The 13956-nt window shown below is 73.9% G+C and carries 11 protein-coding genes; 6 read left to right on the top strand and 5 right to left on the bottom strand.

The features are described from left to right. Positions 1 to 213 precede the first annotated feature (213 nt). Positions 214 to 378, top strand: a complete 165-nt coding sequence (locus tag ABH925_RS14500) for a hypothetical protein (RefSeq protein WP_370147927.1) — start codon at positions 214 to 216, stop codon at positions 376 to 378. A gap of 74 nt (positions 379 to 452) precedes the next feature. Here ABH925_RS14500 and ABH925_RS14495 read toward each other — a convergent pair whose 3' ends face one another. From ABH925_RS14495 to ABH925_RS14475, 5 genes are all read right to left on the bottom strand, one after another. After that, entirely contained in the window at positions 453 to 1406 is a 954-nt protein-coding gene (locus ABH925_RS14495; protein ID WP_370147926.1) for a 3-oxoacyl-ACP reductase, read from the bottom strand. A 129-nt stretch (positions 1407 to 1535) separates the two neighbouring features. After that, the gene (locus ABH925_RS14490; RefSeq protein WP_370147925.1) at positions 1536 to 2621 is read right to left on the bottom strand and encodes a Zn-dependent alcohol dehydrogenase; all 1086 of its coding nucleotides are present in this window, start codon (positions 2619 to 2621) and stop codon (positions 1536 to 1538) included. Between the two features lie 126 nt (positions 2622 to 2747). Continuing rightward, positions 2748 to 3611 carry a MaoC/PaaZ C-terminal domain-containing protein gene (locus tag ABH925_RS14485; protein WP_370147924.1) on the bottom strand — a complete coding sequence of 288 codons (864 nt, stop codon included), beginning with the start codon at positions 3609 to 3611 and terminating at the stop codon, positions 2748 to 2750. A gap of 279 nt (positions 3612 to 3890) precedes the next feature. Next, positions 3891 to 5084, bottom strand: coding sequence for a lipid-transfer protein (locus ABH925_RS14480; RefSeq protein ID WP_370147923.1), 1194 nt, complete (start codon positions 5082 to 5084; stop codon positions 3891 to 3893). A 25-nt stretch (positions 5085 to 5109) separates the two neighbouring features. Continuing rightward, positions 5110 to 7386, bottom strand: a complete 2277-nt coding sequence (locus tag ABH925_RS14475; RefSeq protein WP_370147922.1) for an acyl-CoA dehydrogenase family protein — start codon at positions 7384 to 7386, stop codon at positions 5110 to 5112. A 130-nt stretch (positions 7387 to 7516) separates the two neighbouring features. Here ABH925_RS14475 and ABH925_RS14470 point away from each other — a divergent pair, with 130 nt between their 5' ends. The 5 genes from ABH925_RS14470 to ABH925_RS14450 all read left to right on the top strand — a co-directional run bounded on the left by ABH925_RS14470 (position 7517) and on the right by ABH925_RS14450 (position 13774). After that, positions 7517 to 8848: a M48 family metallopeptidase gene (locus tag ABH925_RS14470; protein WP_370147921.1), complete on the top strand. Its 1332-nt coding sequence runs from the start codon at positions 7517 to 7519 to the stop codon at positions 8846 to 8848. 87 nt (positions 8849 to 8935) lie between these two features. After that, positions 8936 to 9604 carry a class I SAM-dependent methyltransferase gene (locus ABH925_RS14465; RefSeq protein ID WP_370147919.1) on the top strand — a complete coding sequence of 223 codons (669 nt, stop codon included), beginning with the start codon at positions 8936 to 8938 and terminating at the stop codon, positions 9602 to 9604. A gap of 349 nt (positions 9605 to 9953) precedes the next feature. After that, the gene (locus tag ABH925_RS14460) at positions 9954 to 11408 is read left to right on the top strand and encodes a hypothetical protein (protein ID WP_370147918.1); all 1455 of its coding nucleotides are present in this window, start codon (positions 9954 to 9956) and stop codon (positions 11406 to 11408) included. Continuing rightward, positions 11398 to 12432 carry an N-acetylmuramoyl-L-alanine amidase gene (locus ABH925_RS14455; RefSeq protein WP_370147917.1) on the top strand — a complete coding sequence of 345 codons (1035 nt, stop codon included), beginning with the start codon at positions 11398 to 11400 and terminating at the stop codon, positions 12430 to 12432. The genes ABH925_RS14460 and ABH925_RS14455 overlap by 11 nt, the downstream gene beginning before the upstream one ends. A gap of 118 nt (positions 12433 to 12550) precedes the next feature. Next, the gene (locus ABH925_RS14450; RefSeq protein ID WP_370147916.1) at positions 12551 to 13774 is read left to right on the top strand and encodes a hypothetical protein; all 1224 of its coding nucleotides are present in this window, start codon (positions 12551 to 12553) and stop codon (positions 13772 to 13774) included. Positions 13775 to 13956 lie beyond the last annotated feature (182 nt).

The following is a 13956-nucleotide window of genomic DNA, read 5'->3' as shown; positions in this document are numbered from 1 at the left end:
GGCCGACGCTCTGACCAGCGAGGACTGAGCCTGTATCAGCGGTGATCGTACCGGGGAGTACTGATCGTGCACGCTTTGTTACCGACCCGGCGAGACCGTGGCATTGCACATTGAATAGGGTGATCACGGGTGGAAGTCGCCACAGCAGGCGACAGTGACCACTCCTGCCCCATGACGTGACAGACAGCAGACACAACGGAGAAGACGACTCTCATGTCCGATGCCCTCACAGACATCACTGAGAACCGCCTGGACGCCGCTCCGGGAGACCACGACGGCGACACCGGGAAGCACCGCGGCACCGTGGCCGACGACGACGTGGAGGGACGCCGCGAACCCGCGGGCCACGGCCGGCACCGCCGCGTCGTCGTCGACTAGCGGCATTTCGGGACTGACAGCAACGCTTTCGGGACTGACGGGGCTGCGACTGACAGGGCTGGGAATGACAGGGCTCAGGGCTGCTCGTGCCGCAGCCCCAGGACGGCCGAGTTGGCGTAGCCGTCGCCCGGGGTGCGCCCCGCGTAGAACGGGGTGAGCAGGTCGTCCAGCTCGCCGGGGGTGAACTGGTCCTTGGCGGTGTCGAACCTGGCCAGCACCGGCGGCCGGCCGAGCACGGCGACCATGCCGCCGTGGACCACGAAGACCTGGCCGTTGACGCGTTCGGCGGCCGGTGAGGCGAGGTAGCCGACCAGGGGCGAGACATGCTCGGGTGCGAGCGGGTCCAGCCCCTCGGCCGGTGCGCCCATCGTGCCGGTGAACACGTCCTCGGTCATCCGGGTCCTGGCGCGCGGGCAGATGACGTTCGACGTCACCCCGTACCGGGCCAGCGCCGACGCGCAGCTGGTGGTCAGCCCGACGATGCCGCCCTTGGCGGCGGCGTAGTTGGGCTGGCCGGCCGAGCCTGCCACGAAGGCCTCCGACGAGGTGTTGACGATCCGCCCGTACACCGGCGCCCCGGCCGCCTTGGAGCGGTCCCGCCAGTGCGCGGCGGCGAACCGGGTCGTGGCGAAGTGGCCCTTCAGGTGGACGTGGATGACCGAGTCCCACTCCTCCTCGGACATCGAGAAGATCATCCGGTCGCGCAGGATGCCCGCGTTGTTGACCAGGATGTCGAGTTGCCCGTAGGTCTCGACGGCCAGGTCGACCAGGGCGCGGGCGGCGTCGAGTTCGGCGATGTCGCCGTAGTGCGCGACGGCCCGGCCGCCCTCGGCGACGATGGCGGCGACCGTCTCGTCGGCGGGGGCGGCGCTGGCCGCGCCGCTGCCGTCGCGTCCGGGTGCGCCGAAGTCGTTGACCACGACGTTCGCGCCGAGCCTGGCCAGTTCCAGGGCCTCGGCCCGGCCCAGACCACGGCCCGCGCCGGTGACGATCGCGGTCCTGCCCCGCAGGGATGTACTGCTGCTCATCGGGTGGTGACTCCCCATCCGCTCGTGGTGACCGGCTCGGGTGACCGGCCGGGTGGTCGGCTTCGGTGGCCGTTCCTCAGGCAGCCGGCTTCGGTGGCCGGCCCTGAGGTGACCGGCGGCCGGCCGGGCTCAGAGGTCGATGACGGTGCGCAGGGCCTCGCCGCTGCGCATCTGCTGCACCGCGTCGTTGACGCCCTCCAGCCGGACGTGGTGGGTGATCATGCCCTCCAGGTCGAGCCGGCCCGCCCGCCACAGGTCGATGACGGTCCGGTAGCCGCGCAGCACGTCCGAACCCCCGTAGAGGGAGGGCAGTATGCGCTTCTCGTTGAAGAACAGCTCGAACATGTTGAACTGCGCCATGTCGTCCATCGCGCCGGCGCCGACCACGACCAGCGCGCCGCCGCGCCGGGTGGCGTCGTAGGCGGCCCGGACCGTGGCGGAGCGGCCGACCACCTCGAAGGCGTAGTCGAAGCCCTCGCCGCCGGTCAGCCGCTGCTGCACCTCGGCCAGCCCCTCCGGGGCGACCGCCTCGGTCGCGCCGAAGCGCAGCGCCCACTCGCGGCGGGAGGCGACCGGGTCCACCGCGATGATCTGCGCGGCCCCGGCGACCCTGGCGCCCTGGATGGTGGCGATGCCCACTCCGCCGCAGCCGAAGACGACCACGGACGAGCCCGGCACGACCTTGGCGGTGTGGATCGCCGCGCCGACACCGGTGGTGACGCCGCAGCCGATCAGCGCGGCGACCTCGAACGGCACGTCGTCCGGCAGCTTCACCGCGCAGCCGGCCGCGACCACGCTCTCCTCGGCAAAGGTGCCGGTGCCGGAGAAGCCGAAGATGTCGGTGCCGTCGTGGTGGTAGCCGGGAGTGCCCATGTTGGCGAACCCGGACAGGCAGAGGTTGCCCTCGCCGCGCCGGCAGTTGGGGCAGATGCCGCAGGGCGGCATCCAGCAGATGACCACGTGGTCGCCGACGGCCAGGCCGAAGGTCTCGGCGACGCCCTCGCCGAGCTCGGTGACCTCCCCGGCGCCCTCGTGGCCAGGGACGAACGGGGCGGGCTGCGGCAGCACGCCGCTCATCGCGGACAGGTCGGAGTGGCACAGGCTGGCCGCCCGCAACCGCACCCTGACCTTCCCCGGCCCGGTTTCCGGGAGTCGGACTCCCTCGTGGACCTCGAGCTTCTCCTGTCCCGTCTCGTGCAGGACGGCTGCGCGCATGGTCTGCTCCCTGTGCGGATCGGCGGTGCCTGACTGGTACTCGGCGCTTGGTGGGTCGTGCCCGGTGCTGTGTGCCCGGTGCTGTGTGCCCGGTGCTTCACGCCCGGTGGCGGGCGGCGGGCGGACTCAGTGGTAGGTGACGACGGTGTCGGTGAGGACGGGTGCGTCCGCGCGCTCAACGGCGGTGGCCGTGACCACGAGCCCGGCGGTGCCCTCGTCCCAGATCCGCACCCGCAGGGTCTCGCCGGGGAAGAAGACGCCCGCGAAGCGGGTGCTGTAGCTGAGGACGCGGTTCGCGTCGCCGCCCAGCGCGGTGTCGACCACGGCCTTGAGGGTCGTCCCGTACGAGCAGAGCCCGTGCAGGATGGGCCGGTCGAAGCCCGCCAGCTTGGCGAAGTCCGGGTCGGCGTGCAGCGGGTTCCAGTCTCCGGAGAGGCGGTAGAGCAGCGCCTGGTCGTGCCGCACCGGGATCTCCCGCTCCCACTCGGCGGTCCGCTCCGGCACGGCCAGTCGCTCGCTGCTGCCGCGCTCACCACCGAAGCCGCCCTCGCCGCGCACGAAGATCTCGGTGTCGCAGGTCCACAGCGGGCCCGCGTCGTCCGCGGCCTCGCTGCGCATGACCAGCACCGCCGCCTTGCCCTTGTCGTAGAGGGCGGCGAGCCTGCTGGTGAGCACCCCGGTGCCGGCCGCGGGCACCGGGCGGTGCAGCTCGATGCGCTGGCCGCCGTGCAGCACCTGGGCCAGGTTGATCTCCAGGCCGGGCAGGTTGAACGCCCCCGCCTTGGCGAGGCCGCCCCCCGCGACGGTGACGAAGCTGGGGAGGACCTGGAGGTCCTTCTCGTAGGTGTAGCGCAGCTCGTCGGGGTCGGTGGCCGGACGGTGCGCGCCCGCGCCGACGCCGAGGTGGTAGAGCAGCACGTCCTTGTGGTCCCACGCGAGTTCGGTGCTGCGCGGCGGGGCTGCCAGGGCGGTGGCGGGGTCGATGGGCATGGCGGGTGTCTCCCCTTGCTTGCGGAAGCCGTCGGCTGACTGTCGGTGCGGAGTGCTTGCGGCGTACTGCCGTCGTGCCTGCTGTGGTCCTGCTGTCGTCGATGGAGGAGACCCCGGCGCGGCCGTCCGCACCGTCGGACGCGCCGGGGTCGTTCGGGGCGGGTACCGGGCGGCGTTGCCGTCCACCCGGTCCTGCCGGCTCATTTGTAGAACAGGTTCTAACTGTCTGCCGTCCAGGTATAGCGCATCGCCGATCAGATGAGAACGACGCGCGTCGGCTCAGCGCCGCAGCATCGTGACCACCGCCGCGCCGCCCAGGCCGATGTTGTGCGCCAGGCCCACCCGCGCGTTGGCGACCTGCCGCTCCCCCGCCTCGCCGCGCAGCTGCCACACCAGTTCGGCGCACTGCGCAAGACCGGTGGCGCCCAGCGGGTGGCCCTTGGAGATCAGCCCTCCGGACGGGTTGACCACCCACCGTCCGCCGTAGGTGGTCGCGCCCTCGGCCACCAGCTTGCCGCTCTCCCCCTCCGCGCACATGCCCAGCGCCTCGTAGGTGAGCAGCTCGTTGACGGAGAAGCAGTCGTGCAGTTCGACCACGTCCACGTCCTCGATGCCGAGCCCGGACTCCTGGTAGACCGCCCGTGCGGCGGCCCTGCTCATCGGGGCGCCGACGACGTCGATGCAGGAGCCCGAGGCGAAGCTCTCCTCGCCGTCGGTGGTCATCGCCTGCCCGAGGATCTCCACCGCGCGGTTCCGCAGGCCGTGCTGCTCGACGAAGCGCTCACTCGCCACGACGGCGGCCGCCGCGCCGTCCGAGGTCGGCGAGCACTGCAGCTTGGTGAGCGGCGCGTGGATGGTCTTCGCGGCCAGCACCTCCGCCAGCGTGTACTCGTCGCGGAACTGGGCCCTGGGATTGGCCACCGAGTGGCGGTGGTTCTTCACGCCGACCATCGCCAACTGCTCGGCGGTGGTGCCGTAGCGCTCCATGTGCTCGCGGGCGGCGTTGCCGAAGATCTGCGCGGTGGGCGGGGTCATCTCGAAGCCGTGCCGGGCCGCCATCACCCCGTAGTGGCGGGCCAGCGGGCTGCTGGCGAAGTCGCCGGCGCCCTTTCCGGCGCCGAGTGCGCCGCGGCTCATCTTCTCGAAGCCCACCGCGAGCACGCAGTCGTTGATGCCACCGGCCACGAACTGGCGGGCCAGCATCAGCGCGGACGCCCCGGTGGAGCAGTTGTTGTTCACGTTGTAGACCGGGATCCCGGTCAACCCCAGCTCGTAGACCGCCCGCTGGCCGGCCGTCGACTGCTGGTGGCAGAAGCCGACCGGGGCCTGCTCCACCAGCGCGTAGTCGACACCGGCATCGGCCAGCGCGGCGGCGCCCGCCTCCCGGGCCATGTCCCAGTACTGCCAGTCGCGGGTCTCCGGCTTCTCGAACTTCGTCATTCCGACGCCGACGAGATACGTCTTTCCAGGCATGCTGACCTCTCCAGTTGGTCGAAACTCAGTCCCGGGGCAGCCCGAGCAGGCGCTCGGCCACGACGTTCAGCTGCACCTGCGTGGTCCCGCCGGCGATGGTGAGGCAGCGCGACATCAGGAAGCCGTGGCCCGCCTCGCGCCCCACCCCGTCGTAGACCGCGCCGGCGGCTCCGCACAGCTCCAGCGCCAGCTCCGCGACCCGCTGGGCGTGCGGAGCGGAGACCAGCTTGCGGACGCTGGCGCCCGCGCCGGGGTCCAGGCCGTCCAGGCTGCTCAGCGCGGTACGCAGGTCGATGCAGGCCAGCACCTGCTCGTCGGCGACCAGCCGGCCCAGCCGCACCGGGTCGGCGCCGGGGACGGACAGCAGCAGCCGGACCGCGTCACCGGTCGGACTGGCGTCGGCCATGTGCACCCGCTCGTTGCCGAGGGTGTGCCGGGCGACCCGCCAGCCGCCGTCGACCTCGCCGACGACGGCGTCGGCGGGCAGCTCCACCGCGTCCAGGAACACCTCGTTGAAGACGGCGTCGCCGGTCAGTTCGCGCAGCGGGCGGATGTCGATGCCGGGGGTCCGCCGCATGTCCACGATGAAGTAGGTCAGGCCCTTGTGCTTGGGCTTGTCCGGCGAGGTCCGGGCCAGCAGGATGCCGAAGTCCGCGGTGCGGGCGCTGGACGTCCAGACCTTCTGCCCGTCCACCCGCCAGCGCCCGTCCGGGAGTCGGACGGCGCGGGTGCGCAGCGAGGCCAGGTCGGACCCGGCCTCCGGTTCGGAGAAGAGCTGACACCAGGTCAGTTCGCCGCGCAGGGTCGGCATCAGGAAGCGCTCGCGCTGCTCGGGGGTGCCGTGGGCGACCAGGGAGGGCACCACCCAGTTGCCGATGGTCAGATCCGGCAGCCGGACTCCGGCCGCACGGAACTCCTCCTCGACCACCAACTGCCGCAGCGGGCCCGCCCCGAGGCCGTACGGAACGGGCAGATGCGGGGCGGCCCAGCCGTCCGGAGCGAGCCTGCGCCGCTGCTCGGCGGGCTCCAACCCGACGACGGAGGCAGCCGCCTGGCGTGCCTCGGCGCGGAAGTCCTCGGCCTCGGGCGGGAGTTCCAGGGTGGGCCGAACCAGCCCCGCGGTCGCGGCCAGCCGGGCGGCCTCCGCCAGCGCGGCCCGCTCGCCACCGGCGAGCTGACGCAGCGCCACGGCCCGGCGCAGCCGCAGATGGGCCGGGTGCTCCCAGGTGAAGCCGATCCCGCCGAGGATCTGGACGCAGTCCTTGGCGTTCTGGTAACCGGCCTCCAGAGCCAGCGCAAGCGCGATACGCCCGTCCAGGGCGGAACCGCTGCGGGCCGCCTGCCAGACGGCGGCGCGGGCCTTCTCGACCCGGACCAGCATCAGCGCGCAGGGGTGCTTCACGCCCTGGAACTGTCCGATCGGACGCCCGAACTGGTGCCGGGTGCGGGCGTGTTCGGCGGCGGTGTCGAGAGCCCACCCGGCCACCCCGCAGGCCTCGGCGGCCAGCAGCAGTTCCGCGCAGCGCCGCACTCCGGACGGGGAGAGCGCGAGCTCGCGCCCCGGCGGCAGCAGCACCCCGTCCAGCCGGACCCGGGCCAGGCCGCGGGTCAGGTCCAGCGCCTCCAGCGGCTCCAGCTCGGCCTCGGCCGCCTCGACGGCGAACCAGCGCACCACCGGCCCGAGTCGTGCGGCGACCAGCAGCAGGTCGGCCTCGGCGGCGGCCAGGACCGGGCCGACGGTGCCGTGCAGCCGGTGGCCGCCGTCCCCGGTCGGCTCAGCCTCGACGCCGCCGGGGTCCAGCGCGACGGCAGCGGTGCGGCTGCCATCGGCGAGGCCGGGCAGCCACCGCCCCGCGCCCGACCGCCGCCCGGCATCGCCCGGGGCGGCGGCCGAGGCGGCGGCCGAGGCGGCGGCCGAGGCGGCGGCCGAGGCGGCGGCCGAGGCGGCGGCCGAGGCGGCGGCCGAGGCGGAGTGGGCCGAGGCGGAGTGGGCCGAGGCGGAGTGGGCCGAGGCGGGGGCGAACACCGCAGCCTCGTCCCAGGACCCGGCCAGCAGCGCGGACGCGAGCACAGTCGGCAGGAACGCGCCGGGCAACAGCGCCCGACCGGCCTCCTCCAGCACCACGGCCAGGTCCAGCAGCGTGCCGCCGCCCCCGCCGTACGCCTCCGGCAGGTGCGGGCCGAGCAGCCCCTGCCCGGCCAGCCCCTTCCACCACCCCGGACGGTCCGATGCCTCCCGCTCCACCCAGCCCCGCACCGTCCGGTGCAGCGCGCGGTGGTCCTCGCCGACGCCAATACTCATCCAGGCTCTCCCTCATCGCTGACGCATCGTCAGATTAGAACGTGTTCCACCTCTCGGCCAGACCGCTTCGGGAACTGCCCCCACTAATCCGCTTCACAGGCAGACCCCGAATGCGACAGGATCCGCAACCGTGACCACCCCTCCCAGCGCCGCGATCACCGCCGCCGGCTGCACCGAGTGCGGTTCCCCGCTGACCACCGACCCGCGTTTCGTCCAGTGGTGCCCGTCCTGCCACTGGAACGCGGTCCCGAAGACGGGCAGGGAAGCGGCGGCCGAGCACGGGCGCATCCAGCAGCGGCTGAACAGGTCGCTGGAGGAGCGGCTCTACGAGCAGGTGACCAGCGGCGCACCGCTGCGCCCGGCCCATGACGGCGTCTGGGCCGCGGCCCTGGTCATGGCGGGGCTGGTGCACCTGGTCAGCGTGGCGGTGGTCGGCTGCGGCGGATGGCTGCTGCTGCAGCCCGGCTGGCCCGGGCGGGTGATCGGCGCGCTGGTGCTGGTCGCGGCGGTGGCCCTGCTGCGTCCACGGCTCGGCTCGCTGCGCGCAGAGCGGCGCAAGCCCTTCGCCCTGGACCGGGCGCACGCCCCGGTCCTGTACGCACTCGCCGACGCCACGGCGGACGCGCTGGGCACCCGGCGGCCCGAGCTGATCGTCGTCGACGATTCCTACAACGCCGGCTATCAGCGGGTCGGCCTGCGCCAGCGGGTCGTGCTGCACCTGGGCCTCCCGCTGTGGGAGTCGCTCCGGCCCGCCGAACGACTCGCCCTGCTCGGGCACGAGTTCGGCCACGGCGCCAACGGCGACTCGCGCCGCGGGCTGTGGGTGGGCAGCGCACTGCGCGGCCTCGCCGGCTGGCACGAGGCCACCACCACCACGTCGATAGCCGCCCCGCGCGGGCTCGCCGCGCTGGCCGCACTGCTGACCCGGCTGCTGCTGGGGCTGGTCAACGTCCTGATCCGGCAGTGCTACCGGCTGCTGGCCTGGCTGACCCGGGCGTCCAGTCGCCGTGCCGAGTACCTGGCCGACGCATTCGCCCTGCGGATCGCCGGACGCGAGGGGGCGGCCGGTCTGGTGGAGGCGCTCACCCTGGAGGGCGCCTACGAGCACCTGGTGCTGCAGCGGCGCGGCCGGGTTCAGCGGGTGCACCGACGGCGCGGCGGGGACCGTACGCCCGAGGACGCCGCCGGCGATCTGTGGACCGAGCTGCGCGCCTACGTCGCCTCCATCCCGCCCGAGGAGCGCACCCGGCGGATCCTGGTCTCGGAGCTGGGCGAGACCGCGACGGACAGCACCCACCCGCCCAAGCACCTGCGGCTGGCCTTCGTCCGCCGGCTGTCCGGGCCCTACGCCGATGCCGAGCCGCTCGCCCTGCCGGATTTCACCGCCATCGACGCGGAGCTCGCATCGGCCCGCGCCGGGATCCTCGACCTTCTCGACGGACGTCGCAGTACCGTCGAGTAGGGTCCAGGCTGACCCCGTCGGTGCAGTTCCGCGCAGTCGGTGCGGTCGGATGCAGGGCGAGTGCTTCGACGAGAAGGAGAGCAGCGGATGACGGACGCGGTGGTGACGGCGGCGGAGGCTGCGGCCCCTGAGGCAGCGACCCCTGAGGTGCTGGCGGCGTTCGAGGCGGCGACCGGCTTCATGCCCGTCGACGAGGGGCTCGCCCTCTACGCCGCGGCGTACGAGGCGGCGACGCGTACCGGGCTGCCAGTGCTGGAGGTGGGCACCTACTGCGGCCGCTCCACGATCCTGCTCGCCGACGCGGCCCGGCGGGCCGGAACGGTCGCGCTGACCGTCGACCACCACCGCGGCTCCGAGGAGCAGCAGCCCGGCTGGGAGTACCACGACAGCTCGCTGGTCGACGCCGAGGTCGGTCGCATGGACACGCTGCCGCGCTTCCGCCGGACGCTGCATGCAGCCGGCCTGGAGGACCACGTGATCGCCCTGGTCGGCCGGTCGCCGCAGGTCGCGGCGGTCTGGGGGTCCCCGCTCGGGCTGGTCTTCGTGGACGGCGGGCACACCGACGAGCACGCCACCGCGGACTACGAGGGCTGGGTCCCGAAGCTGGCGCCGAACGGCCTGCTGGTCGTGCACGACGTCTTCCCGGACCCCGCGGACGGCGGTCAGGCCCCGTACCGGGTCTACCTGCGCGCGCTGGCCGAGGGCTTCACCGAGGTGTCGGTCACCGGTTCGCTGCGGGTGCTCCAGCGCGGCTAGACCCTGCCGGCCCGGACCGTCGCAGACCGGCACCCGTCGCACGGTCGCGGGCAGCCGCCGTCGCACGGTCGCGGGCAGGATGCCTCCGTCGGACGGCCGGGGACCGGCACCGTCCGGACGCATCGCGCACAGCCGCCGTCGGGCGGTCGCGGGTCGGTACGGTTCGGATCGTCGCGGGCGGCTGTCGACCTGTCCGTCGGCGGCTCGTAGGCACACGGACGATTGGCTCCGCGGCCGCGGTCACGCTCGCGCGCCGCCGCCCGCGGATGTGGGCAAGCGCCGCTCACCAGGCGCGCTCTTCGGTACGGTGGCCGCAACAGACGGACAGCAGGTCGGGGAGGATTCGGCGATGGCCGACGCAGAAGACGGCGCGGAGAGCGCGCCGGCGGTGTGGGACCCCACGGCCCGCAACGGTGCGGGTGGCTGGGTGCGCCGCCGCGACCCGGCCACGGCGGCGATGCTGCGCAGGTCCCCGCCGCCCGAGCCGGCGGACGCGGAGCCGGCCACGGCCGGGCCCGCAGAGGACGGTGCGTCCGCGCAGGACGGCGGGTCCGGCAATGAGCGGACCCAGGTGCTGCCGCCGATGCCGCCTACCCCCGGGGCCCCCTCCACGCCGGAGGTGGACGCGCCGCTGGGACGTCCCTACATCCCCACCGTCAAGGACTTCCCCAAGGTCAGCCCGGCCGAGGCGGCGGCAGAGAAGCCCACCCAGGCCGCGCCGAAGCAGCCGCCGGCCGCCGGGCCACCCCCCGCCTCCGGCTCCACCCCGGCTCCCGACGCCCCGAAGGCCGGCCAGTACGGCTACCCGCCCTACGGCCCGCCGTCCTCCGCCAACGCGCCCACCTACGGCGGCGGCACCTACAGCGCACCGGGCTACGCACCCCCGCCGCAGAACCAGGCACCCCAGGGCCCGCCACCGCAGAACTCCGGACAGCAGGCCCCGGGACCGCAGACTGCACCCCCGCCCTACACGGCACCGCAGTACGGGGGTCCGCTCTACGGCGGCGGCGGTGCGTCGTACTCCGGCGTGCCGCAGTCGTCGGGACCGATCCCGCCGCAGGGCGGCCCCCGCTACGACCTGCCCGGCTCGGGCGACCCGCACGGCCGCGGCCCGCGGATGAGCGTGCCGCTGCTGGTGGTGATCGTGGTCCTGGTCGCCGCGCTGGCCGGGGTGGGCGCGGTGTGGGGTCTGGGCCTCGGCCGGACCACGAACGCGGGCTCGGGTTCCTCGACCGACGGGTCGAGTGCCTCCGCGTCGGACTCGTCCTCCGACTCCGCCTCGCCGACCGACTCCCCCACCGACACCTCGTCGGCCTCACCGACTGACAGCGCCTCGACCGACCCGGGCCAGGCCCAGGCCCAGGCCGTGGACCAGTTGCTGGCCAGCGCCGCCAGCTCGCGCCAGCAGGTGGTGAACGCGGTCGCCGCCGTGGACCAGTGCAGCGATCCCTCCTCGGTCTCCGCCGCGCAGAGCGCGCTCACCCAGGCTGCCACGGCGCGTCAGTCGCTGGTGACCCAGGCACAGGCACTGGACGTGTCCGCCATCTCCGGGGGCGCCGCCGCGATGCAGACCATCGAGCAGGCCTGGAGCGAGTCGTCCGCGGCGGACAGCGCCTACGCCAGCTGGGCCGGGGCGATGGCCTCCGGCGGCTGCACCCCCAACAGCGCCCCGCACAACGCCGACTGGGACAACGGGACGGCGCAGAGCGGGAAGGCGACCACGGACAAGAACACCTTCGTGACGCAATGGACCCCCATCGCCACCCAGTACGGACTGCAGACGAGGACCGCCGATGCGCTCTGACCATCCGCTGGACCGCTATGACGAGCCCGAGGGCCGTCGGTGGGGCGCCCGCACGGCGACCATCGCCGTCGTGCTGGCGGCGATCGTGCCGCTGGCCTTCGCCGGCTGGCTCGGGTGGCGTGCCATCGCCGGATCCGGCAGCGGAACGGCCACGGCTGCCGCCGCCGCACCGGTGCCCGGCTCCGGCGTGCCCGGCTCCGGCGTGCCCGGCTCCAGCGTGGACGGGCTCGGCGCGTCGCCGAGCCACGCGGGCTCCGGCACACCGTCGGCCCCGGCCTCCGCCTCCGCCGCACCCTCGACCTCCGCGCCCGGAGCCGCGACCGCGGCCCCGGCCAACGGCGCGCATCCGCTGGCCGGGAAGACGATCGTGATCGACCCGGGCCACAACCCCGACAACGGGAACTACCCCAGCGAGATCAACGCCCTGGTCAACATCGGCAACGGCACCACGAACTGCGACACCACCGGCACCGAGACCAACGCCGGCTACCTGGAGGCGAACTTCACCCTCGACGTCGCCCACCGGCTGCGGGCCCTGCTGCAGGCGGAGGGTGCGACGGTGGTGCTGACCCAGGACGGCAACCGGCCCTGGGGGCCCTGCGTCACCGAGCGCGCGGCGATCGGCAACGCGGCCCACGCCGACGCGGCGATCTCCATCCACGGCGACGGCGCCGGCGCCTCGGACCGGGGCTTCCACGTGATCCTGCCGCAGACCGTGGTGGCCGGCCGCGCGGACACCCGTCCGATCGTCGGTCCGTCGCGCACCCTGGGGATGGACATCCGCTCCGCCTTCACCACCGCCACCGGCGAGCCCTTCGCCAACTACATCAACGGCGGCCTCGGTTACGACGTGCGCGGCGACCTCGGCGGCCTCAACATGTCGACCGTGCCGAAGGTCTTCATCGAGTGCGGCAACATGCGCAACTCCACCGACGCCGCCGAGATGACCAACCCCGCATGGCGCCAACAGGCCGCCCAGGGACTGGCGAACGGCTTCACCGCCTTCCTCGCGCAGACCCACTGACGCGGCGGGCGGCCACCCGACCCCGGCCCGGACCGGGTGATTCGCCCGACTCGTCCACCACGTACGCTATGGGCGGCTCAACGCATCGTCCCCGTCACTCATGAGAGGGCTCTTCCGAGTGAACCTCCGAACCATCACCAGGGGGGACGCCGCCGTCGCGGGCGCCGCGCTCCTGCTGTTGATCGCCTCGTTCCTGCCCTTCTACTCGGTGGACGGCAGCACGGCGAACGCCTGGCACACCGAGTACTTCCCGCTGCTGCCCTCGGCGTTCCTGCTCGGGATCATCGGTGCCGCGCTGATCCTGGCCTCCCGGCTGACGCCGCAGGAGCCGAAGCCCGCCGGGATCCAGCTGAGCCACTGGGGCACCGTGCTGGCCGTGGCGTCGTTCTGGTCCTCGCTGTGGTCGATGCTCAGCGGCGGCACCGGGGTGAACCTCGGCGTCGGCGCGTACCTCGGCTTCCTGGCCACGCTGGCGCTGGCCGGCCTCGCGGTCGCCACGCCGATGGTGCCCGGGCTGTCGGCGGCGCTGGTCTCGAACGCGCCGCCGGCACAGACCCCGGGGCTGTACGGGCAGCAGGGGCAGCCGTACCCGTACCAGCAGCAGCCCGGGCAGCACTTCCAGCACGGGCAGCCGGTCCAGCAGGCAACGCCGGGCCAGCCGTTCACCGGTCCGCAGGCCCCGTACCCCGGGCAGCAGCAGCCTCCGGCCGGGTACGGCTACCCCCAGCCGCAGCAGGGCTACGGCAGCCCGTACGGTGCCCCGGCCGCCGCTGCGCCGGCCCCTGCCCCGGCTCCGGCCCCCGCCGCCGAGGGCCGGCCGTCGCCGGCCGCCCCGGTGACGCCCGAGCCCACGCCGCAGGACGCCCCGCCGCGCCAGGACAACGCGACGGCGCTGCTCACCCCGGTGGTGAAGCTGCCGGAGTCGGCCGAGCCGCAGGGCCGCGAGCCGCAGTCCCCCGAGGCACCGCATTCCGAGGCCCTGCATTCCGAGCCGCAGACCGGCCAGGCGGCCGAGCCCGCAGCGGCCGAGCCGCAGGACGCGGCGGCGCAGGCGGCAGGCCCGAGCGCCGAAGCCCCGCACGCAGAAACTCCGCAGCCGGCGGCCCCGCAGGCGGCGGCCCACGAGGAGTCGGCCGCACCGGCGTTCGCGCCGTTCTGGTTCGCCGTCCCGGCCGCCCGGCCGCTCTACGCGGAGCAGGGCGGGGGCGGCGCACCCGTCGGCGAACTGGTCCCCGGCACCTGGTACCTGGCCATCCAGCAGCGCGGCGACGCCCTGCTGACCCAGACCCAGGAGGGCAGGCGCGGACTGCTCACCGACACCTCGGGGATCCAGCGCGGCTGACCCGATACGGCACACCCGCAGCGAGCCGCGGCACAGAAACTCCGGCACCGGGGCGCGAGACAGGATCTCGCGCCCCGGTGCCGTCGCCGTTGTGCCCGCCGTCGTTGTGCCCGCCTCTGTTGTGGCCGTGTGCCGCGCGGCATACCATCACCTCCAATGGATCTGACGGTACATCAGATCAG

Source organism: Streptacidiphilus sp. EB129 (assembly GCF_041262645.1).
GTDB lineage: Bacteria > Actinomycetota > Actinomycetes > Streptomycetales > Streptomycetaceae > Streptacidiphilus.
The sequence above is the reverse complement of the archived record's forward strand: the minus strand, read 5'-3'. Positions and strand labels throughout refer to the sequence as shown.

Bases quoted from the DNA above. Each gene is read 5' to 3' on its own strand.
- ABH925_RS14500 (WP_370147927.1), top strand. From the start codon at position 214: ATGTCCGATGCCCTCACAGACATCACTGAGAACCGCCTGGACGCCGCT.
- ABH925_RS14495 (WP_370147926.1), bottom strand. From the start codon at position 1,406: ATGAGCAGCAGTACATCCCTGCGGGGCAGGACCGCGATCGTCACCGGC.
- ABH925_RS14490 (WP_370147925.1), bottom strand. From the start codon at position 2,621: ATGCGCGCAGCCGTCCTGCACGAGACGGGACAGGAGAAGCTCGAGGTC.
- ABH925_RS14485 (WP_370147924.1), bottom strand. From the start codon at position 3,611: ATGCCCATCGACCCCGCCACCGCCCTGGCAGCCCCGCCGCGCAGCACC.
- ABH925_RS14480 (WP_370147923.1), bottom strand. From the start codon at position 5,084: ATGCCTGGAAAGACGTATCTCGTCGGCGTCGGAATGACGAAGTTCGAG.
- ABH925_RS14475 (WP_370147922.1), bottom strand. From the start codon at position 7,386: ATGAGTATTGGCGTCGGCGAGGACCACCGCGCGCTGCACCGGACGGTG.
- ABH925_RS14465 (WP_370147919.1), top strand. From the start codon at position 8,936: ATGACGGACGCGGTGGTGACGGCGGCGGAGGCTGCGGCCCCTGAGGCA.
- ABH925_RS14460 (WP_370147918.1), top strand. From the start codon at position 9,954: ATGGCCGACGCAGAAGACGGCGCGGAGAGCGCGCCGGCGGTGTGGGAC.
- ABH925_RS14455 (WP_370147917.1), top strand. From the start codon at position 11,398: ATGCGCTCTGACCATCCGCTGGACCGCTATGACGAGCCCGAGGGCCGT.